At 67.1% G+C, this 20,857-nt stretch carries 15 protein-coding genes, 1 tRNA gene and 1 pseudogene; 14 read left to right on the top strand and 3 right to left on the bottom strand.

Features of this window, described 5'->3' with window-relative positions; genetic code table 11:
• The first annotated feature begins 12 nt into the window (after positions 1 to 12).
• The 3 genes from aroC (at position 13) to J3E64_RS03685 (ending at position 4,002) form a co-directional block, all read left to right on the top strand.
• Entirely contained in the window at positions 13 to 1,089 is a 1,077-nt protein-coding gene (gene aroC / locus J3E64_RS03695) for a chorismate synthase (protein WP_253339872.1), read from the top strand.
• Between the two features lie 254 nt (positions 1,090 to 1,343).
• On the top strand, positions 1,344 to 3,125 hold the full coding sequence (locus J3E64_RS03690) for an SLC13 family permease (protein WP_253339870.1): 1,782 nt from the start codon (positions 1,344 to 1,346) through the stop codon (positions 3,123 to 3,125).
• Positions 3,126 to 3,201: 76 nt separating this feature from the next.
• Complete coding sequence (locus J3E64_RS03685) at positions 3,202 to 4,002, top strand: PhzF family phenazine biosynthesis protein (protein ID WP_253339868.1); 801 nt, start codon at positions 3,202 to 3,204, stop codon at positions 4,000 to 4,002.
• Between the two features lie 113 nt (positions 4,003 to 4,115).
• On the opposite strand, the gene J3E64_RS03680 is transcribed toward J3E64_RS03685, so the two are convergent.
• Positions 4,116 to 5,243, bottom strand: a complete 1,128-nt coding sequence (locus J3E64_RS03680; protein WP_253339866.1) for a serine hydrolase — start codon at positions 5,241 to 5,243, stop codon at positions 4,116 to 4,118.
• Positions 5,244 to 5,280: 37 nt separating this feature from the next.
• On the opposite strand from J3E64_RS03680, the gene J3E64_RS03675 reads away from it, so the two are divergent.
• The 4 genes and pseudogenes from J3E64_RS03675 to J3E64_RS03660 all read left to right on the top strand — a co-directional run bounded on the left by J3E64_RS03675 (position 5,281) and on the right by J3E64_RS03660 (position 8,504).
• Positions 5,281 to 5,598, top strand: a complete 318-nt coding sequence (locus J3E64_RS03675) for a hypothetical protein (protein WP_253339864.1) — start codon at positions 5,281 to 5,283, stop codon at positions 5,596 to 5,598.
• A 54-nt stretch (positions 5,599 to 5,652) separates the two neighbouring features.
• Positions 5,653 to 7,425, top strand: a complete 1,773-nt coding sequence (recQ, locus tag J3E64_RS03670) for a DNA helicase RecQ (RefSeq protein ID WP_253339862.1) — start codon at positions 5,653 to 5,655, stop codon at positions 7,423 to 7,425.
• A 121-nt stretch (positions 7,426 to 7,546) separates the two neighbouring features.
• Positions 7,547 to 7,836, top strand: a pseudogene (locus J3E64_RS03665) (GIY-YIG nuclease family protein).
• A 239-nt stretch (positions 7,837 to 8,075) separates the two neighbouring features.
• Complete coding sequence (locus J3E64_RS03660) at positions 8,076 to 8,504, top strand: TIGR01244 family sulfur transferase (RefSeq protein WP_253339859.1); 429 nt, start codon at positions 8,076 to 8,078, stop codon at positions 8,502 to 8,504.
• Positions 8,505 to 8,563: 59 nt separating this feature from the next.
• Here the strand turns inward: J3E64_RS03660 and J3E64_RS03655 are convergent, their stop codons facing one another.
• Positions 8,564 to 11,227, bottom strand: coding sequence for a TonB-dependent receptor (locus J3E64_RS03655; RefSeq protein ID WP_253339857.1), 2,664 nt, complete (start codon positions 11,225 to 11,227; stop codon positions 8,564 to 8,566).
• A 419-nt stretch (positions 11,228 to 11,646) separates the two neighbouring features.
• Between J3E64_RS03655 and J3E64_RS03650 the strand changes: the two genes are divergently transcribed.
• The 6 genes from J3E64_RS03650 to J3E64_RS03625 all read left to right on the top strand — a co-directional run bounded on the left by J3E64_RS03650 (position 11,647) and on the right by J3E64_RS03625 (position 18,924).
• The gene (locus J3E64_RS03650) at positions 11,647 to 13,698 is read left to right on the top strand and encodes a tetratricopeptide repeat-containing sulfotransferase family protein (protein ID WP_253339855.1); all 2,052 of its coding nucleotides are present in this window, start codon (positions 11,647 to 11,649) and stop codon (positions 13,696 to 13,698) included.
• A 174-nt stretch (positions 13,699 to 13,872) separates the two neighbouring features.
• Positions 13,873 to 14,652 carry an LPS export ABC transporter ATP-binding protein gene (gene lptB, locus J3E64_RS03645; protein ID WP_253339853.1) on the top strand — a complete coding sequence of 260 codons (780 nt, stop codon included), beginning with the start codon at positions 13,873 to 13,875 and terminating at the stop codon, positions 14,650 to 14,652.
• A 45-nt stretch (positions 14,653 to 14,697) separates the two neighbouring features.
• Entirely contained in the window at positions 14,698 to 16,218 is a 1,521-nt protein-coding gene (gene rpoN / locus J3E64_RS03640) for an RNA polymerase factor sigma-54 (protein ID WP_253339851.1), read from the top strand.
• Positions 16,219 to 16,726: 508 nt separating this feature from the next.
• Positions 16,727 to 17,581, top strand: coding sequence for a D-amino-acid transaminase (locus J3E64_RS03635; protein WP_253340273.1), 855 nt, complete (start codon positions 16,727 to 16,729; stop codon positions 17,579 to 17,581).
• A gap of 213 nt (positions 17,582 to 17,794) precedes the next feature.
• A complete protein-coding gene (locus J3E64_RS03630; protein WP_253339849.1) occupies positions 17,795 to 18,793 on the top strand; it encodes a winged helix DNA-binding protein in 999 nt (332 codons plus the stop codon).
• 55 nt (positions 18,794 to 18,848) lie between these two features.
• A tRNA-Val gene (locus J3E64_RS03625) sits at positions 18,849 to 18,924 on the top strand.
• Here J3E64_RS03625 and J3E64_RS03620 read toward each other — a convergent pair.
• Complete coding sequence (locus J3E64_RS03620; RefSeq protein ID WP_253340295.1) at positions 18,912 to 19,208, bottom strand: hypothetical protein; 297 nt, start codon at positions 19,206 to 19,208, stop codon at positions 18,912 to 18,914. The two genes, J3E64_RS03625 and J3E64_RS03620, sit on opposite strands and share 13 nt — an antisense overlap.
• Before the next feature lie 44 nt (positions 19,209 to 19,252).
• Between J3E64_RS03620 and J3E64_RS03615 the strand changes: the two genes are divergently transcribed.
• The gene (locus tag J3E64_RS03615; RefSeq protein ID WP_253339847.1) at positions 19,253 to 20,776 is read left to right on the top strand and encodes a hypothetical protein; all 1,524 of its coding nucleotides are present in this window, start codon (positions 19,253 to 19,255) and stop codon (positions 20,774 to 20,776) included.
• The last annotated feature ends 81 nt before the right edge of the window (positions 20,777 to 20,857 follow it).

The raw sequence follows: 20,857 nt of genomic DNA, 5'->3' as shown, positions 1-20,857 counted from the left end.
ATCGGAATCAGCATGAGCTTCAATATCTTCGGGCGGGTCTTTCGCTTCAGCACCTGGGGCGAAAGCCACGGTCCCGCGATCGGGGCCGTGGTCGACGGCTGCCCGCCGGGACTGGCGCTCAGCGAGGCGGACATCCAGCCCTGGCTCGACCTGCGCAAGCCCGGAACGTCCAAATTCACGACCCAGCGGCGCGAGGCGGACGAAGTGCGCATCCTGTCGGGCGTATTCCAAGGGCGCACGACCGGCACCCCGATCAGCCTGATGATCGAGAATACCGACCAGCGGTCGAAGGATTATTCCGACGTCGCCAATGCCTATCGCCCGGGCCATGCCGACTATGCCTATGACGCCAAATATGGCTTTCGCGACTATCGCGGCGGCGGGCGTTCCTCGGCGCGGGAAACCGCCAGCCGCGTCGCGGCCGGCGCGGTGGCGCGGCTGGTGGTGCCCGATGTCGACATTTTCGCCTGGGTCAGCGAAATCGGCGGTGACGCCATCGATCCGCGCAATTTCGACGCCGAACAGATCGGCCGCAATCCCTTTTTCTGCCCCGATGCACGGGCCGCCGCGCGCTGGGAAGCGCTGGTCGACGGCGCGCGCAAGGACGGATCGTCGCTGGGTGCGGTGGTGGAATGCGTCGCGTCGGGCGTACCGGCCGGCTGGGGCGCCCCCCTCTATGCCAAGCTCGACAGCGAATTGGCCGCCGCGATGATGAGCATCAACGCGGTCAAGGGCGTCGAAATCGGCGACGGGTTCGCCGCCGCGCGGTTGCGGGGCGAGGACAATGCCGACCCGATGCGGCCGGGCGCGGACGGCCTGCCGCATTTCCTGGCCAATCATGCCGGCGGCATCGCGGGTGGCATCGCCACCGGCCAGCCGATCCGGCTGCGCGTCGCGTTCAAGCCGACCAGTTCCATCCTGGTCCCGGTCGATACGGTCACGCGCGAAGGCGACGCGTCGCAGATCGTCACCAAGGGTCGGCACGACCCGTGCGTCGGCATTCGCGGTGTGCCGGTGGTGGAAGCGATGATGGCGCTGGTGCTCGCCGACCAGAAACTTCTCCATCGCGCCCAGTGCGGCGGCGACTGACGCGCCGAACCGCTCCGCGCATGCGCTGAAACAGCAAGACGACTCGCCCATGTTGCGCTAGGATGGCGTTGCACCCGCGGGAGGGTGAGCGGCAGCGCGTAAGCCAGGGGAGCGTCACCACGCATCGCGCGGATTGACGGTCAAAGCGTCCCCTCAACGCCGCGACACGGGCCAGCCATGCAACCATGGCTGGCCCATTTCGTTGTCGCCCGTTACAATGCGGGTTCACGCGGATTTTCGGGGGTCACCGCCAGATGCATTTCCTGTCCGCGCTGCTGGGCGTCTATCGCGCGGAAATAGGCCTTGTCATCCTTGCGGTGATGTTCGTGGAATTTGTGCGCGAACGCTATTCGCCCACGGTGGTGTCGGTGCTGGGCGCGTGCGCCTATGCGGCACTGGGCCTGATCGATGAAAAGGGCCTGTTTTCGGTCTTTTCCAACAGCGCCCCGCTCACCATCGGGGCCATGTTCGTGCTGGCGGGCGCGCTGATCCGCACCGGCACGATCAATCGCGCGGCCGATTTCGTCATGGCCCGCGCGGAAAAGCATCCGCGCCTCGCCATCGTGGAAGTGATGCTGGGCGCGACCGTGGCGTCGGCCTTCCTCAACAACACCCCGGTCGTGGTGGTACTGATCCCCATCATCTTCAAACTGGCGCAGGTCACGGGCGTCCCGGTCAAGAAACTGATGATGCCGCTCAGCATCGTCGCCGTCCTTGGCGGGTGCATCACGCTGATCGGTACGTCCACCAACCTGATCGTCGCGGGTATCGCCGCCGACCAGGGCATGCGTCCGTTCGGTATCTTCGACATCGCGCCGTTCGGCATAGCGGGGACGCTCGCGGGGCTCGGCGCACTGGTCGGTCTCGCCTTCCTGCTGCCCAGCGACCCGCCCGCCATTTCCGGCGCGGAAGGGGGCAATGCCCAGGATTATCTGACCGAACTGGTCGTGCCGCAGGACAGCGAGCTGATCGGCGATGCGATCGGTTCGCTGCATATCTTCGGCCGCTCGGTCGTCCTGATCGGCCTGAAACGCAGCGGCGCGATACGGCGCGGCGACCTGGACGAAGAGGAATTGAAGGCGGGCGACCGGCTGATCGTGCGCGTCGACGGCACCGCGCTCATGACCCTGCGCGAACAGGGGCAGTTCGAACTGGGCATCGCCGCCGATTCCGCCACCTCCGCCCGCGAGGGCACGGTGATAGAGGCGATGATCGCACCCAGCCATCCGTCGATCGGCGACCGGCTGATGGACATACCCTTCCTGCACGCCCTGCGCGTGCGCATCATCGGCATCAACCGGTCGCGGCATCTGCCCGGCCCGGACCTGGCGGATGCCCGCATCCGGGGCGCGGACCGGTTGCTGATCGCGGGCAGCGACGATGCCATGCGATCGCTGCGCGACAATCACAACCTGATGGGTGTCGACATCAGCCGGACCCGCGCCTTCCGCCGCAACAAGGCAGGGATTGCCATCGTCGCCATGGCGGCCGTGATCGTCCTGTCGGCGCTCAACATCCTCAGCATCGGCCTGGCCGCCTTCATCGCCGTGGGCGTCATCCTGGCCGCCCGCTGCATCGACGCGGAGGAAGCGTGGGGCGCGATAGACGGCGACGTGCTGGTGCTGATCTTCGCCATGCTGGCGGTCGGCGTCGCGCTGGAACAGGCGGGCAGCGTCGCGATGATGGTGGGGTGGATCACCCCGCTCATGAAGGTGGCGCCGCCCTGGGCGCTGATCTTCATCGTCTATTTCGCCGCGCTGATTCTGTCGGAACTGCTCAGCAACAATGCGGTCGCGGCGCTGATGACGCCGATCGTCATCGCCCTGGCGCATCAGCTCGGCACCGAGGCCCGCCCGCTGGTGATCGCGCTGATGATCGGCGCGTCGGCCTGTTTCGCGACGCCGATCGGCTACCAGACCAATGCGCTGGTCTATGCCGCCGGCGACTATCGCTTCGCCGATTTCGTGCGCATCGGCGTGCCGCTGAACCTGATCGTCGGCTTGACCGTCTGCGGAGCGCTGGTGCTGCTGGGATGAACGGCCAATAGGGCGCGGCCGGCCCTTTCCGCGCCGCGGGGTCGCGGGCAGGAGGGGCGCGAAAGGATTTCCCGCCATGCCCGCTCTCCCCTTCACCCAGGTCGACGCCTTCGCCGATGCACCCTTCACCGGCAATCCGGCCGCCGTGATGCCGCTCGACGCATGGCTGGACGACGCGACGCTTCAGGCGATCGCGGCGGAAAACAACCTGTCCGAAACCGCCTTCACCGTGGCCTGCCCGGACGATCCGGACGCAGACCATGACCTGCGCTGGTTCACGCCGACGGTGGAAGTGAAGCTGTGCGGCCATGCCACGCTGGCGAGCGGCCATGTGCTGATGGGCGATGCCGGCGCGGTGCGGTTCCGCACGCGGCATGCCGGCATATTGACGGTCAGGCGCGTGGATGCCGGCTATGCCTTGTCGCTTCCGGCCTGGACCATGACGCCGCGCGCGCTGCCCGATCTGGCGGCGGGCCTTGGCGGGGCGCCCTTGGAAAGCCACTGGCGGGACGGCGGCTACAGCCTTTTCCTCTTCCCCGACGCCGCCGCCGTGCGCGCGCTGGCGCCCGATTTCGGCGCCTTGCGGGCGCTGGGCGACGTCATGCTGATCGCCACCGCCCCGGCGTCCGGACCGGGCGAGGACAGCGACATCGTCAGCCGCGTGTTCGTGCCGGGCGGCGGCGTGGACGAGGACCCGGTGACGGGGTCGGCCCACGGACTGCTGACGCCTTTCTGGGCGGAACGGCTGGGCCGCACGGAATTGAGCGCGGTGCAGGCTTCGGCGCGCGGCGGGCGGCTGGGCTGCCGGCTGGAAGGCGACCGCGTCGTCCTGACGGGCGCGTGCCGCACGGTGATAGAGGGCCGCTTCCTGCTCTGACGGGGCGAATCGGCGAAGACCGGCAGTGCGCGCCGTCCACGATCGGGGCATGACGCCGTTCTTGGATATAAGCCGATGCGCCGCCGCGCCCTGAGGCGCGAAGGGGACGGCGTTCAGCTCGGGAACAGCCCGACCAGCTTCGCCAGCGCGGCGCGGACGGCCCGGCGCTGGTCCTTGCCGGGCGACATGCCGATGCGCACGACGGTCAGCCGCTGCGACGGCGACACCAGTATATATTGCCCGCCATGCCCCACGCATCCGAACAGGCTCTGCGGCGCCCGGCCTGGTATCAGCGCGCTTTGCGCGCTGTCCCTGTTCAGCCAGATGTGCAGGCCGTAGGCCGCGTTGCGCGGCGATGGCGTCGTCATCAGGTCGATCCATTTTTCCGGCAATATCTGGTGCCCGGCGGGCGACCGGCCCCGCCGTCGCAGCAATTCGCCGAAACGGCCGTAATCGCGCGCGGTCATGTGCATCATGCTGCCGCCGATCATCGTGCCGCGGGCATCATATTCGGGCGTCAGGCTGGCAAGGCCGGCCGGCGCCTTCAGCCGCCCCTCGATGAATGTCGCCATCGCCCGCTGGCGCGCGGCGGGGTCCTCGCTGCCGGTCAGCATCCGGGTCATCAGGTCGGACAGGATCATCGTGTTGCCGGTCGAATAGGAAAAGGCGCTGCCCGGCGCCCGCGCGAGCGGCTTCGCCTCGGCATAGGCGGCCACGTCGCGCGCACCGTCGGTGAACAGCATCCGCACCGTGTCGCCGCGTTCGATCGGCTCGCCATCCTCGACATGGTCCAGGCCGCTCGTCATCTGCAACAATTGACGCAGGGTGATGCGCCCGCGCGGATCGCCCGGCTGGCTCCACGCATCGACCGGCACCGGCGTGTCGAGCGCCAGCCGCCCGTCGGACACCATCAGTCCGACCAGCACCGCCGTCACGCTCTTGGCAATCGACCAGGACAGCAATTTCGTGTCCGGCCCGAAACCGGGGGCGTAGCGTTCGGCCACCGGCTTGCCGTCGCGCAGCACCAGCAGCGCGCGGGTCTGGCCCATGGCGTCGTCGTCGAACAACGGGTCGATGGCGGCGCGCAGCGCATCCTCGCTGACCGGCGCATCGCGCGCGACACGATACAGCGGGTCGGGCGCCTGCGCCCCGCGTCCCGCGAGCGTCCCGCCCAGTGCCAGCAGGACGGCGATGCCACCGGCCAGCCCAAGACGCTTTACGATTCGGCTTTTGATCTGCATAGGCGGGCGCCCTTACACAGCGACGGGAAAAAGGGCCATGGTGCTCGCGCGGAAATGGTGGACGATGGCGGCGGTGATCGCGCTGGTCCTGCTCGGCCTGTTCGCCTGGCAGGCCCCCGGCCTTGTCGCCCGCGCGCGGCTCGGCGCCGCCTATGGCGCGCGCATCACCTGTTCCTGCCGCTATGTCGAGGGACGCGAAATGGGCAGTTGCGGGGACGACAAGGAACCGGGCATGGCGCTCGTGCGCCTGACCGACCGGCCCGACAGCCGCGCGGTCGAAGCCACCGTCCCGCTGCTCGCCACCCGCACCGCGCGGTTCCGCCCGGGCTGGGGCTGCCTGCTCGATCCGCGCTGACGCACGCGGGCTTGCGTCTGGTCGGGACGCGTTCCAGCCGCTAAGGCCGCTCGCATGACGCGCGACATTTCCACGCTTCTCCATGATATTTTCGGTTTCACCACCTTTCGCGGTGTGCAGGAACAGGTGGTCGGCCGCGTCATGGCAGGTCGGCCGACACTTGCCATCATGCCCACGGGCGCGGGCAAGTCGCTATGCTACCAGTTGCCCGCCGCCGCGCTCGACGGCTGCTGCGTCGTCGTATCGCCGCTGATCGCGCTGATGCACGACCAGTTGCGGGCCGCCAATGCCGTGGGCCTGCGCGCCGCGAGCCTCACCAGTGTCGATGCCGACTGGCGCGAAACGCAGGACCGGCTGCGCGGCGGTGACCTCGACCTGCTCTATGTCGCGCCCGAACGGGCCAGTCAGGAAAATTTCCGCAACCTGCTGCGCACCGCGAAGGTCGCGCTCCTCGCCATCGACGAAGCGCATTGCGTGTCCGAATGGGGGCATGATTTCCGCCCCGACTATCGCTTGCTGCGCCCGCTGCTCGACGAATTTCCCGACGTCCCGCGCCTTGCCCTCACCGCGACCGCCGACGCGCATACCCGCGCCGACATCCTCGTCCAGCTCGGCATTCCCGAGGACGGCCTCATCATCTCGGGCTTCGACCGGCCCAATATCCGCTACGCCGTCCACCCCCGCGAAGGGCTTACGCGCCAGCTTGCCGATCTGCTCGCCCGGCATTCCGGCCCAGGAATCGTCTATGCCCAGACCCGCGCCGCGACCGAGAAGCTGGCCGAAACGCTGGGGCGCGGCGGGCGGGCGGTGCGCGCCTATCATGCCGGCATGGACCCCGCGACCCGCGCCGCCAACCAGGCCGCCTTCATCGCCAGCGAGGATATGGTGATGGTCGCCACCGTCGCCTTCGGCATGGGCATCGACAAGCCCGACGTGCGCTTCGTGGCCCATGCGGGCCTGCCCAAGTCGATCGAGGGCTATTACCAGGAATCGGGCCGCGCGGGCCGCGACGGCGAACCGGCGGTCGCGCATCTCTTCTGGGGGGCGGAGGATTTCTCCCGTGCCCGGATGCGCATCGCCGAACTCGAACCCGCGCGCCAGCAGGGGGAGCGCACCCGCATCGCGGCATTGGGCGCGCTGGTCGAGACCGCGACCTGCCGCCGCGCCATATTGCTGCGCCACTTCGGCGAAAGCCCGCCGCCCACCTGCGGCAATTGCGACAATTGCCTTTCGCCCCCGGCCAGCATCGACGCGACCCAGACGGCGCGCAAATATCTCTCCGCCGTCTATCGCACCGGGCAGAGTTTCGGCGCAGGCCATATCGAGGCGGTGCTGACCGGCGCGCCCAACGACAAGGTGCGTGAGCGCGGGCACGACCGCATCTCGGTCCACGGCATCGTCGATGGCGAGGAAGCCGCGCTGCTCCGCCCGGTGTCGCGCGCGCTGCTGGTCCGCGACGCGCTGGAAACGACCGAGCATGGCGGCCTGATGCTCGGCCCCAACGCCCGCCCGATCCTGCGCGGGGAGGAGGAGGTGCGCATCCTCCTGCCCCCGAAACGCGAAAAGCGCAGTCGCAATGCCCGCAACGGCGCGGACGCCAACCCGGTCGGCGATCCCCTGTTCGACGCGCTGCGCGCCTGCCGCCGCGAACTGGCGCAGGAAGCGGGCGTGCCGCCCTATGTGATCTTCCACGATTCGACCCTGCGCGAAATGGCCGAGCAGCGCCCGTCCTCCATCCGCGAGATGAGCCACATTAGCGGCGTCGGCCAGAAAAAGCTCGACGCCTGGGGCGACGCCTTCCTGGCGGCGATCCGGCCGTTTCTATGAGGGATAAGTGGGGTGGTGCGGACTGTCGCCTTGGGGACCAGAACGTCAGAGAGCGGACATGAAATCCACCGTCACCCCAGCGAAGGCTGGGGTCTCAGGCGTTGACGCGCTACGGTGGGGCATGGCGCGAGGCGGCTACACTTACATCATGACCAACAAGCCGAGGGGCGTCCTGTACATCGGCGTCACAGCCGACATCGCAGCACGCGCCCAACAACATCGCAACGGCACGGGTTCGGCTTTTTGCAAACGTACGGGCTGACCCGCTTGGTTCTCGTTGAGCCACATGATGACATCACGCTCGCCATCGCCCGCGAAAAGGCGCTCAAAGCCTGGAAGCGGGAATGGAAAATCCGGCTGGTCGAAGAAAACAATCCAGATAGGCGCGATATGTCAGGCGTTATCCTCTGACCGCCTGAGACCCCAGCCTTCGCTGGGGTGACGGCAGGGGAGTGGCCGCTTCCAGGCACCAACTGTGCGACTAGCAGGCATCTCCATTGCATCTCGCGAACATGCCTGGGGCAATATTGGCCGAGGACCGGCTGCCCAATGCGCGTAAACGTCGGAGACTGCGCGCGCCCCTTGCGCTCAAACTCCCCCTTGCAACCCGGCCCGCCGCGTCGCATGGCTCTTCGCCAAAGGAGACGCCCATGTTCCGCCCGTTGACCGACCGCATCCTCGTATCCCCGCAGATCAGCGTCGCGGACGTTGCACAGGCAAAGGCGCAGGGCGTGACGATCATCGTCAACAACCGCCCCGACGACGAGGAACCGGGGCAGGTGAACGGCGCGGAGATAGAGGCTGCGGCGATGGCGGCGGGGCTGGATTATGTCGCGGTGCCCGTCGCCCATGGCGGCTTTGCTCCCTGGCAACTGGACGGCATGGCGCAGGCGCTGGAGCAGGCGGGCGGGGGCAGGATGCTGGCCTATTGCCGGTCGGGCACGCGCAGCACGCTGCTGTGGGCACTGACGCGCGCGCGGGCCGGGGACGATGCCGACGCGCTGGCGGCGCAGGCCGCGACGGCGGGTTATGACATCACCCCCGTGCGGCAGATCATGGACGCGCTCAAGCCGCAGTAGCGCAAGACGCGTCGGCCTTTTTCAGACCGGCGCGCCGTGGCTTTCCCTGTCCCGCCGGATCAGAATTTCTGGCCGAAGCGGATGCCGAAAAATTGCGGCTTGATCGGGAAGGTGCGGGACGAGCCCGAACAGAAGGCAATCGAGCAGAAGGTGTTGCGGGTCAGTTCGCCGCGCTTGTCAAATGCGTTCTGGATGAAGATGTCGACGCTCCAGTTCGCCTTCTTGATGCCCGCCGAAAAGTCGAAGGACATGAAACCCGGCGTCGCGCAGGAGACATTGGCGTCGGTCTTTTCGGCCGCCACGTCCGGGCAGACCAGCAGATTATTGTCCGATACGTTGAGGTCCTGCGTCGCGCTGCTCTGGTACAGCGCCGCGCCCTGGACATAGGCCGCATAGTCGCCGATCATGGTATCGTAACGGATTGACGTCGTGCCCTTGAACTTGGGCTGGCGCGGCAGGCGCGTGCCGTTCGCGGCGGCGACCTGCGGTGTCGGCGGGCTGGAACCCGCCACGACTTCGCCATAGGTGCAGCTTGGCAATTGCGAGATCGACATGCTCGCCGCATCGAAGGCGAAGTTGCAGAAATCGCCCTTCAGCTTCGCGTCGTTGAACGCGCCGGATGTGGAGACGGTAAAGGCGCCCAGTTTCAGATGGGCGTCGAATTCCACGCCCTTGACTTCCGCCTTGCCCGCATTGCCGGTCATGCCCGCGCCCTGCGCGCCCGACACGACGACGCTATACTGGATATTGTCCCATTTCTCGTAATAGACCGCCGCGTTGAAGCGGAAGATGTTGTTCCAGGTGGTCTTCACGCCCAGTTCGTAGTTGGTCAGCGTTTCCGATTCGAACGGCGGCACCGTCGCGATGCCGATGGAGCGGATGCGCAGCGGCCGGTTGAAGCCGCCGGGGCGGAAACCGGTGGAGTAGGTGAAATAGGCCATCTTGTCCGGCTGGAACTGCCAGTCGATCGCGACCTTGTGGGTTTCGCCATTTTCCTTGTAGCGGCCGACCTGGTCCGCCGCCGCCGCGTTGGTGTTGAGGCAGGTGAGGCGGCCGGGCAGCGGCACCGGGCAGCCGAATGTGCCGGTCGGGACATAATAGGATGTCGTGGTGTTGCGCGCCGATCCCATCACCCCGCTGAAGCCGACCGTGCTGAATTCGGTCCAGAAGAAGCGGATGCCGCCGGTCAGCTTGACCGTGGGGGTGATATTGTAATGGCCTTCGGCGAAAATCGCCTTGTCCTTCCAGCGATTGTCGCGTTCGGACAAATAGAAGGCGTCGCGCCGCACGGCGGGCGATCCCAGAACCATCGTGCCGCCATTGTCGACGGGTATGCCCCAGCCATCGGGATTTTCGTCGCTGCCGCCCGATTGGGTATAGCCCATGATGTCGTCCAGCCCGTGAATGGCGTAATCGCTGTTCGTTTCCTGCTTGCGCGATTGGTAAAAGCCGCCGACCGTGACGTCGAAGGGCCAGCTCTTGGGCGTGGTGATGCGCAATTCCTGGGTGAACTGCCGATCCTTGGTCAGGCCGCGATAATATTGCGTCGGGTTGATGAGCGTCGAACATTGCACCGTCTCGCCCGATCCGGTGCAGCCGGCCTTGTCGAAAAATTGCAGGTAATTTTCGTAATAATTGCCAAAGCCGTCATAGGTGACCGTGTAATAGGTATAGTCGTTGCGCAGCTTGACCTTGCGGCGATAATAGCCGGTCGCCGAAACGATGTCGAAATCGCCGATATGGCCGTGGATCGACAACTGCGCCTGATACCATGTGTCGACCTGTCGCGTGATGTCATAATCATGCACTTCCAGATCGCCGACTTTCGGGTCGAAACCGAAATAGCCGTTGGCGGTCTGCTTCTGGGCGGTGATCTGCGGCATGATCTCCCAGTCCGGAGTCACTTCCCACAGCAGCGCCAGGCGACCGCCGAATTCGCGGATCGTGTTGTAATCGTCCTTGGCGATGTCGCTATTGTCGAGCGCGTAGGATGTTTCGGGGTGGTCGTCATAGGGCGTTGCCAGATTGTCGTCGCCCAGCGTCAGCACCGATGGTGCCCCGTTGTTGAACATGCCGTTGTTGGGCGTGTTGTCGACATAGCCGCCGTCGCGGCGATAATAGCCCATGGCGCGGATCGCCAGCGTGTCTGTCAGCGGCACGTTGATATAGGATTCGATCTGGCCGCCGAAGTCGCCCGATCCATATTTATTGCCCTCGACATCATAGCCGAACTCGAACCTGTCGGTCGTGGGCTTGTTGGTGATGAACCGGATGGTGCCCGCCAGCGATCCCGCGCCATAGAGCGTGCCCTGCGGTCCCGACAGCGCTTCCACACGCTCGACGTCATAGACATGGATGTCGGGCAGTCCGGTCCCGGCGATCGGAATGTCGTCCAGATAATAGCCGACCGATGCGTAGGAACCGCCCGCCGGCACGATCCCGCGGAAAAAGGCGGTCTGGCGACCGGGGCCCAGGCCCTCGAAGGACACCGATGGCAGCAGCGCGGCGAAATCGCTCAGTCCCTTCACCTGCCGCTGTTGCAGTTCCTCGGCGCCCAGCGCCTGCATGGAAATCGGCACCTTCTGGATGCTTTCGGCGCTGCGGGTCGCCGTCACCACGATTTCGCCGAGCCCCTGCTCGTCGCCGGGTGGTGCGGTGGCGTCGGCCGGCGTCTGCGCCAGGGCGAGGCCGGGCATCGCCAGGCCCGCGAGCATGGTCGTCATGCCCAGTGTCTTCATCCGTTGCGACCGGCGACGAGGCTGGATTTTCATCGACTTGCGACTCCCCCTTCTTGGAAAATGACGTCTCCTTCTCCTCTCCGGGCAAGACGGTTGAACCGCTCGTTTTTGACGCGCCGCACCATGCCGCGACGCGGCACAGGTCGACCGTGCCCCGCGCGAAGATACAGCGTCTCCGCACCCGGGCACCCTTGCCGCGCCCGGTCCAGCCGCCCGAAAGCGGCGCTGATATTGCCGTTGCTACCCCGTTGACCGCACCCTATTCAGGACGCACGTCCAACTTTGATAATGCGTCAAGTATTGCAAGAGTCAACACCCTTATTCGCAATCGCAACATGGTCCGGGGCGCTATTGCGCAACTGCGAAATCCTGTCATGCTGGCTGGCCTTGGGAACGGGGGGAATATGGACGCTGCCCGCGCTGACGACCGGCCGACCAGGCGTGCGCTGTCGCTGGAACAGGCGCTGGATCATGCCGCCTGGCTGCTTGATCGCGATGCGCGCGAGGCACTGGCGCTGGCCGATGCCATTGTCGCACGCGTCCCCGGACAACCGCAGGCGGCCCTGATCGCGGGCCAGGCGCTGCGCCGGCTGGATCGGCCGCAGGAGGCGCTGGACCGGCTGGCGGCGCTGGACCGTGCCCGCCCCGGCGTGCCCGCGGTGCTCTGGGAAATGGCGCAGGCCGCCAGCGCGGCGGATGCGGGCGACCGGGCCATCGCCGCGCTGGAGGCGCTGACCCGCAGGCAGCCGGACATCGCCGATGGCTGGTTCCTGCTGGCACGCGAATTGCGCAAGACGGGGCGCGGCGAGGATGGCTGGCGCGCCGACCTGTCCGGCGTTCACGCGGCCGCGCGCGACCGCGTCCTCATCGACGCGGCGGCGGCCATGCATGCCGGGCGGCTGGACGATGCGGACGCTATGCTGGCGGCGCGGCTGGAACAGGTGCCTGACGATCCGGCGGCGACGCGCCTCGCGGGGGAGGTCCACTGGCGGCGGGGCGACATGGCGGCGGCGCTGGAGCGCGTGGAGCATGCCGTCGATCTGGCGCCCGGTTTCGACCTGGCGCGCGATTTCCTGATCCGCCTGCTGCTCCAGCTCAATCGCCTGCCCGAAGCGCTGCACCATGCCGACATCCTCGCCGCCTCCCCGGTCGGCGGGCCGGCGCACGACCTGCTGCGCGCGTCGGTGCTCGTGCGGCTGGGTGACCAGGACGGGGCGCGCGCCCTGTATGAGCGGCTGCTCGCCGCCAGGCCCGATCAGCCCAAGGTCTGGCAGAATCTGGGGCATGCGCTCAAGACGCTGGGGCATCAGGCGGATGCGATCCACGCCTATCGGCAGGCCGTCGCCCGCCAGCCGACCATGGGGGAAGCGTGGTGGAGCCTCGCCAACCTCAAGACGGTGACGCTGGACACCGCGGACATCGCCGCGATGGAACAGGCGCTCGACCGGCTCGCGCCCGACGCCGAAGCGCGGAAGGAGGATATATTCCACCTCCATTTCTCGCTCGGCAAGGCGCTGGAGGATGCCGGCGCCTGCCAGGCCGCCTTTGGCCATTATGCGCGCGGCAACGCGCTCCGGCGCACGCTGGTGGCGCATGATGCCGATGATTTCGCGGCGGAGGTGCGGGCCACCGCGGCGACCTTCACCGCGCCCTTCCTGGCGGCCATGGGCGCGGGCGGCTGCCCGGCACCCGACCCCATCTTCATCGTCGGCCTGCCGCGCGCCGGATCGACCCTGGTGGAACAGATATTGTCGAGCCACAGCCGGATCGAAGGAACGATGGAACTGCCCGACCTGATGGCGATTGCCGCGCGGTTGCAGGGGCGCGTCGACGACGGCGAATTTCCCGACTTCACGACGATGGTCGCATCGCTGACGCCTGCCGACCGGACCCGGCTGGGCGAGGAATATCTCGACCGCACCCGCATCCACCGCCGAAGCGGCAAGCCGCTGTTCATCGACAAGCTGCCCAACAACTGGCAGCATGTCGGCCTGATCCACCTGATCCTGCCCAATGCCCGGATCCTCGACGCGCGGCGGCATCCCATGGCCTGCTGCTTTTCGGGATGGAAACAGCATTTCGCCCGCGGCCAGTCGTTCAGCTACGACCTGACCGAGATCGGCCGCTATTACCGCGCCTATGCCGGCATGATGGCCGCGTTCGACGCGGCGATGCCGGGGCGGGTCCACCGCGTGCATTATGAGGATATGGTCGTCGACACGCCGGGGCAGGTCGCCCGGCTGCTCGATCATCTGGGCCTGCCGTTCGAGGAGGAATGCCTTGCCTTCTGGCGCAACAAGCGCGCCGTGCGCACCGCCAGTTCGGAACAGGTGCGCCAGCCGATCTTCACCGACGGCGTCGATCACTGGCGCCGTTTCGCGCCGTGGCTGGGGCCGCTGGAAACGGCGCTGGGACCGTTGGCGACGGTCTATCCGGACGTGCCGCCCGGCCTCTAGGCGGGTGCGAAAACGCCTCATGATCACCGGCGCGGGAAGGACTATCCACCCGGCCGGTGCGCCGGTCGGCCCATTTTATCCTTGCCCCGGCGCCAATCCCATGCACAAAGCTTGCCAAATGCCTGAGCCATGCCAATTTTATCCCGCGCGCCACAGGGGCGCAAGGAACAGTTGATGCACGACATGATCGCCCCCGACCGGCCCGCCGCGCCGCAGACACCGCACGAACTGGGCGATGGCCTGTCGGTCATCTCGATTGCCAAAAGCTACGACCGGCGCGTCGTCCTGTCGGACGTGTCGCTGACCGTGGGCAAGGGTGAGGTGGTCGGATTGCTCGGCCCCAACGGCGCGGGCAAGACGACCTGCTTCTATTCGGTGATGGGCCTCGTGCGCCCCGACCATGGCCGTATCGTGCTGGACGGGCAGGACATTACCGGCCTGCCCATGTACCGGCGCGCGATCCTGGGGCTGGGCTATCTGCCGCAGGAAACGTCCATCTTCCGCGGCATGACCGTCGCGCAGAATATCAGCGCGGTGCTGGAACTGGCCGAACCCAACCGCCCTGCGCGCGAGGCGCGACTGGAACAACTGCTGGATGAATTCGGCCTGACGCGCCTGCGCGATTCCGCCGCGATGGCGCTGTCGGGCGGTGAACGGCGCCGCTGCGAGATCGCCCGTGCGCTGGCCGCCAACCCGTCGATCGTGCTGCTGGACGAACCCTTCGCCGGCATCGACCCGCTGTCGATCGCCGACATTCGCGATCTGGTGAAGCAGCTCAAGACGCGCGGCATCGGCGTGTTGATCACCGACCATAATGTGCGCGAGACGCTGGAAATCGTGGACCGCGCCTGCATCATCTATGACGGGCAGGTGCTGTTCGCCGGCAGCCCCACCGAACTGGTCGCCAATGCGGACGTCCGCCGCCTCTATCTCGGCGAGAATTTCTCGCTGTGACATGACCCGCGCGCCTGTCCTTCGACCCCGCCGGAATGGCCGCTGATGGCATTGAGCCCGCGCCTCGACATCCGGCAGAGCCAGTCGCTGGTCATGACGCCGCAGCTTCAGCAGGCGATCAAGCTGCTGGCGCTCTCCAATCTTGAGATAGAGGCGTTCGTCGCGGGCGAACTGGAGAAAAACCCGCTGCTCGAAACCGGCGGCCCGGCCGATGCCGCCCCCGTGCCCGACGGCATCGACCGCCCCGACGATCGTCCCGCGCTCGCCGCCGAAACCGGCGCGAGCGACGATCTGATCGCGCAGGGGCGGGGCGGGGAGGACAGCCCGCTCGATGTCGATCATGGCGCCGATACCTTCATCGATGACGGGCCGGGCGACCGGATGGCGAGCGCCATGGGGACGGGCGGCGGCATGGAAGCCTATGCCGGCGGCGGCTATGGCGACGAAGCGCCCGATTTCGACAGCTTCGCCGCCCCCGACATCAGCCTTCAAGAACATCTGATGGACCAGGCGCGCGCCACCCTGTCGGGCATGGACCTGACCGTCGCGGCGCAACTGATCGGCCAGATCGACGAGGCCGGCTATCTGGAGGCCAACCTGCTCCAGACCGCCCATGCGCTCGGACTGCCGTTGCATCAGGTGGAACGGGTGCTGGGCGTGATCCACACATTCGACCCCACCGGCGTCGGTGCGCGCAGCCTGGCCGAATGTCTGGCCCTCCAGGCGAAGGAGGCGGACCGGCACGACCCCTGCATCCAGAAGCTGCTGGCTAACCTCGACCTGCTGGCCCGTGGCGCGTTGCCGCAACTGCGCCGCATCTGCGGCGTGGACGAGGAGGATCTGGCGGACATGATCGCCGAACTGCGCTCCTATGATCCCAAGCCCGGCCTGCGCTTTTCCGGGACCATGGCCGCGCCGGTGACGCCGGACCTGTTCGTGCGGCCGACCGTCGACGGCTGGGGCATAGAGGTGAACGGGGCCACTCTGCCGCGCGTCCTGATCAACCGCACTTATTATGCCGAATTGTCGAACGGGCCGCAGGACAGGGCGTCGAAGGCCTGGCTGACCGACTGCCTCGCCAGCGCCAACTGGCTGGTCAAGGCGCTGGACCAGCGGCAGAAGACGATCATCAAGGTGGCGAGCGAGATCGTCCGCTCTCAGGAGGATTTCTTTCGCAAGGGCGTCGCACATCTCAAGCCGCTGACGCTCAGGGCCGTGGCCGATGCCATCGGCATGCATGAATCGACCGTCAGCCGCGTCACCTCCAACAAATATCTCTCCTGCCCGCGCGGTCTTTACGAACTCAAATATTTCTTCACCAGCGGCGTCGCGGCGTCGGGCGGCGACGGCGCCGTCTCGGCGGAGGCGGTCAAGAGCCACATCAAGGCGCTGATCGCGGCGGAGGAGCCCCACGCCATCCTGTCCGACGACACGCTGGTCGACCTGCTGCGCGCCAAGGGCATGGACATCGCCCGCCGCACCGTGGCCAAATATCGCGAGGCGATGGGCATCGGCTCGTCGGTGCAGCGGCGCCGGCAAAAGGCGCTCAAGGGCAGGGCGGCGTAGGGCAGCCGGTTCGTGGCGCGCCGCCCGGCACCGCGGCAGGGACGGGTTTGCCGGGAATTTCCCCGGCGCTGCCTGCCTCTGCCGGTCCAGTCCGGCGTGCCAGCTTTCAATGTAGGATTTTTCCTGATCTACGCGTGGGCATGGTCCCCCGCCCGCGCCGCACCGTGCCCCGCCGGTCATGCCCCGCCGGTCATGCCCCGACGCCCATGTCGCCGCCCTGCGTCCGTGGCGCGTCGGCGTGACCCTGGACACGCGTCGGCAACGCGTGCCTGTGCCCTTCCTGCCGCGCGGATGGCGCGTCACGGGCGTGTGGGCGTCGCGCCGGCCCGCGTCCTGCACCGAAATGCGCGCATCCGCGGCGCCTGCGACACCATGAACTTTCGCGCGGTAACCAACCATGACCCTGCATCGCCGGCGTCGCGCCGCCTGCCGCATCGCGACCGGCTTGACCGGGTGCCGCCGACCGGCAAAAACTGCCTATGCCATCATCGACAAGGACCGAGCCCCCATGTCCGTCGCCTATCTGAACGGTCGTTACCTGCCGCTCGACGAAGCCCGCATCTCGCCGCTGGACCGGGGCTTTCTGTTCGCCGAAGGCATATATGAGGTCGCGGCCGTGATCGACGGCGCGCTGGTCGACAGCGCCAGCCATCTTGCCCGGCTGGAACGGTCGACCGCCGCCATCGGCATCGCCCTTCCGATCGGCCTTGACCGGGTGGAAGCGGTGCAGACGGAACTGGTGCGGCGCAACAGCCTCACCGAAGGGCTGGTCTATCTTCAGGTCACGCGCGGCGCCGACGTCACCCGCGACTTCATCGCGCCGGACGGTCTGGCGCCCACCCTGTTCCTGTTCGTGCAGGGCAGGGCCTTGCTGGACGTGCCTGCCGTCCGGGACGGCATCGCGGTCGCGACCATGCCCGACCTGCGCTGGAAACGGCGCGACATCAAGAGCACCGGCCTCCTCGCCCAGGCCATGGCCAAGCAGGCGGCCCGGAACGCGGGCGCGCAGGAAGCCTGGATGGTAGAGGATGGCTTCGTCACCGAAGGGGCTTCCTCCACCGCGTTCATCGTGACGGACGAAGGGATCGTCACGCGACCCTACAGCCAGGCGGTGCTGGCCGGCTGCACCGGCGCCGCGCTCTCGGCGCTGGCCGGGGACAGCGGGCTGGCCGTCGTGCACCGCCCCTTCACCGTCGCGGAGGCGCAGGCGGCCGGCGAAGCCTTCGTCACCAGCGCGTCAACCCTGTGCCTGCCCGTGGTACGGATCGACGGCCGGCCGGTGGGGGACGGGCGGCCCGGGCCGGTCGCCCGGCGGATGCGCGCGCTCTACATCGACTTCGCCCGCCGGACCGGGACCCGATAGACAGATCCATTATGGATCAGTTTTCGACCGACGACGACCGTAGGAAAATTCTTGTTCCCCCGTTTCGGCGGGAAGGACTACTCTGAAAAAGGGCAATAGTGGCGGATTGGCGCGCCGGGCGATCCGGCATCGGTCCGATATGGGCGAACAATATGCGCAATCCGTCCGTTCTTGCTTTATTCACGGGAACGAAGCTAGAACAGGATTCGGACCATGATCGAAGACTTTTCCTATTCCCTGCCGTTTGGCGACCCGGTCGATGCCTTTCCCGCGCGCGATGATCGTGCCGGCATGCTGGTCGTGGGCGACGGGCTCGACCCGCAGGATCTGGAACCTGTGGCGGACGCGGCCGGCCTGCGGCTGCTGGGGACGACGAGGCTTGCCGACGCGCCCGCCCGCCTCGACGCGCAGGCCCGGTGCGACGCGCTGCTGCTTGTCTGCCCGGACGCCACGCCGTTGCTCGAACGGCTGCTGGTGCATGTGGAAACCCAGGCGATCCAGACCGGCATGGCGGTGGTGATCGTTGCCGGCTGGGACACGATGGATCTGGTCTTCGCCTGTTCGCGCAACCCGCGCACCATATTGCTGTGCGATCCTGACCGCACGGAACTGGCTGCCGCGCTGATCGCCGTGGGCGACAGGACGGCGCCGGTCGGCATGGTCCAGGAAATCGACCGGGAAAGCGCGCGGCTCCAGCAACTCAGCGAAGAAGTCGGGCGCCTCGCGCGCACCATTGAAGCGTTGACTCACCGGTCCCGGCTGGCGGCCCCGTCCTTCGATCTTGGCGTGCGTATTTCCGACCGGGCGAGCGACTATGTCGGGATGCCGGCGCTGGCGCCGATGGGGGCCGGGCGGGGCGCGGACACGCCCGCGATGGCTCCCGCGCAGGTCCGCGACCTGCTCCGCGCGCGGCGCATTCGTGCCGATTTTCTGCCCGGCGACCTGTTCGCCGATCCGGCATGGGACATGCTGCTCGATCTGCTCGCCGCGCGGCTGGAGCAGGAACGCGTGTCGGTGTCCAGCCTGTGCATCGCGGCGGCCGTGCCGCCGACCACCGCGCTGCGCTGGATTCGCACGCTCACCGACCGGGGGCTGGTGGAACGGCAGGCCGATCCGCAGGATGGCCGCCGCGTGTTCATCGCGCTGACGTCCGACACGGCCGAGGCGCTGACCCGCTGGTTCATCGCCAGCCGCCGGTTCCTGACCGGTTGATTGACGGCTTGACCAACGGCGCGATTGCCTTAGATAGGCGGCTCTCCTGCAAGAGGGGCGATTAGCTCAGTTGGTAGAGCGTCTCGTTTACACCGAGAATGTCGGCGGTTCGAGCCCGTCATCGCCCACCATAAAACCCGCGGAAAAGCGCGGAACAGCTATCGGCCGCTTGGCGATTATTCTCCAGCATACCCAGCCGGCGCTGGGGCGTCTCCTGGCTGCCGTCCATCGCGATGCGGCGATCGATCGCCGGGTTCGCAAACCGCGCCAGCAGCGCATCGACACGGGCATTCAATCGGACTTGCCATAGCCGCAGCCGCCATTCCGCGCATTCAGCGTGAAAATTGCGCCGGCCCGGCTTATCCCTTCCTGTCCGGGACGAAACCAGGTGACGCTCGGGATCGAGATCGATCAAGATGTCCGCGGCATCGGCGACGCGCCGCCGTGAAAGGAGAGAGGATGACATTTAGGGTCAAGGGCGCCGTGCTGGCGGCATCGATGCTGGCCGGGGCGTGCACCACAGTGCCGGCCGGACGGTCCGGCCTTGCAAGCCTGCCGAAGGTCGCGACGGTCGACGCGCGCTTCCAATCCTATAATGTCGAGATGGTGGAGGTAACCGGCGGCCGCTTCTGGGCGCCCTATGGCGGCCCGGCCGATGAAATATATCGCTTTCGTCCTCCCGTCGATCTTCGCGATGCACGACTGATCGCGCTCGCCAGGCATCTTGGCCCTGCCTATGTGCGCGTGTCGGGAACATGGGCGAACAACACTTATCTGCCCGCAGAGGGAGAGTCCGTTTCAAAGCCCCCCAGCGGGTTTCAGCAACTTCTCACCCGCGACCAGTGGAAGGGGGTCATCGCCTTTTCCAAGGCGGTGGACGGGGCGATCGTCACCAGCTTCGCGGCAAGCATCGGAACGCGCGACCGGAACGGCGACTGGCAACCCGGGCAGGCCCAGCGCCTCTTGGACCTCACCCGCCAGGCGGGCGGGCGCATCGATGCGGCCGAATTCTTCAACGAACCGAACCTTCCCGCCGTAGCCGCCGACATGCCCGAAGGATATACGGCCCAGCGTTACGGCAAGGATTTTCGCGCATTCAAGGCCTGGGCTGAGGCAGCAGCCCCGGACATGAAGCTGATCGGTCCGGGCAGCCTGGGCGAGGGGAGCATGTTCGACGCGCCACCGCCGGTGGCGTCCGGTTTCACTTACGTGCCGACGAAGGACATGCTGGCCGCGAACCCTGGCAGCCTGGACGCCGTCAGCTATCATTTCTACGGCGGCGTTTCCCCGCGTTGCGCGAAGTCGGGTGGCGTCGTCGCGCGCAAGGAAGACGCTTTGACGCCGGGCTGGCTGGACCGCACGCTGCTGGATTATGACGCCTATGCCGGCCTGCGTGACCGGTATGAGCCCGGCAAGCCGATCTGGAATACCGAAACAGCGCAAGCGGCCTGTGGCGGCAGCCCATGGGCGTCGACCTTCCTCGACAGCTTCCGTTATCTCAACCAGTTGGGCGTCCTGGCGCAGAAGGGCGTTCAGGTCGTCATGCATAACACGCTGGTCGCCTCCGACTATGCGCTGATCGACCATGACGGCCTGACCCCCCGGCCCAATTACTGGGCAGCCCTGTTGTGGCACCGGACCATGGGTCGCACGGTGCTGGCGCCGCCGTCGACCCCATCGCCCGACCTGCGTGTGTTCGCCCATTGCCTGCCCGCGGGTAGGGGGGGCGTGGGGCTTGCGATCCTGAACCTCGGCACGGTGGCACGGTCGTTTCCGGTGGGAACGACGGCGATGACGTGGGTGCTTTCCGGGCAGCCTGTGGATACGTCCTCCATTCGTATCAACGGCTCCGTCCCTGCCGTGACCGAAGGCGGCGGACTGACCGGGCTCGCCGGCGTCCCGGCAAAGGGTGGTCTGTCGATCCCGGGACAGGCGATCGCCTTTGTCGCCGCGCCCGATGCCGGCAACGCCTATTGCCGCTGAAGACATGCGCGCGTCAGCGCCGAACATGGTCCTGAAAAGACGGTACGATTGCGTAATGTTCATGTTGCAGCAAGCATGCTT

It is taken from the genome of Sphingobium sp. OAS761, from assembly GCF_024168485.1.
GTDB lineage: Bacteria > Pseudomonadota > Alphaproteobacteria > Sphingomonadales > Sphingomonadaceae > Sphingobium.
The sequence above is the reverse complement of the archived record's forward strand: the minus strand, read 5'-3'. Positions and strand labels throughout refer to the sequence as shown.

Bases quoted from the DNA above. Each gene is read 5' to 3' on its own strand.
- aroC (WP_253339872.1), top strand. From the start codon at position 13: ATGAGCTTCAATATCTTCGGGCGGGTCTTTCGCTTCAGCACCTGGGGC.
- J3E64_RS03690 (WP_253339870.1), top strand. From the start codon at position 1,344: ATGCATTTCCTGTCCGCGCTGCTGGGCGTCTATCGCGCGGAAATAGGC.
- J3E64_RS03685 (WP_253339868.1), top strand. From the start codon at position 3,202: ATGCCCGCTCTCCCCTTCACCCAGGTCGACGCCTTCGCCGATGCACCC.
- J3E64_RS03680 (WP_253339866.1), bottom strand. From the start codon at position 5,243: ATGCAGATCAAAAGCCGAATCGTAAAGCGTCTTGGGCTGGCCGGTGGC.
- J3E64_RS03675 (WP_253339864.1), top strand. From the start codon at position 5,281: ATGGTGCTCGCGCGGAAATGGTGGACGATGGCGGCGGTGATCGCGCTG.
- recQ (WP_253339862.1), top strand. From the start codon at position 5,653: ATGACGCGCGACATTTCCACGCTTCTCCATGATATTTTCGGTTTCACC.
- J3E64_RS03660 (WP_253339859.1), top strand. From the start codon at position 8,076: ATGTTCCGCCCGTTGACCGACCGCATCCTCGTATCCCCGCAGATCAGC.
- J3E64_RS03655 (WP_253339857.1), bottom strand. From the start codon at position 11,227: ATGACGACCATGCTCGCGGGCCTGGCGATGCCCGGCCTCGCCCTGGCG.
- J3E64_RS03650 (WP_253339855.1), top strand. From the start codon at position 11,647: ATGGACGCTGCCCGCGCTGACGACCGGCCGACCAGGCGTGCGCTGTCG.
- lptB (WP_253339853.1), top strand. From the start codon at position 13,873: ATGCACGACATGATCGCCCCCGACCGGCCCGCCGCGCCGCAGACACCG.
- rpoN (WP_253339851.1), top strand. From the start codon at position 14,698: ATGGCATTGAGCCCGCGCCTCGACATCCGGCAGAGCCAGTCGCTGGTC.
- J3E64_RS03635 (WP_253340273.1), top strand. From the start codon at position 16,727: ATGTCCGTCGCCTATCTGAACGGTCGTTACCTGCCGCTCGACGAAGCC.
- J3E64_RS03630 (WP_253339849.1), top strand. From the start codon at position 17,795: ATGATCGAAGACTTTTCCTATTCCCTGCCGTTTGGCGACCCGGTCGAT.
- J3E64_RS03615 (WP_253339847.1), top strand. From the start codon at position 19,253: ATGACATTTAGGGTCAAGGGCGCCGTGCTGGCGGCATCGATGCTGGCC.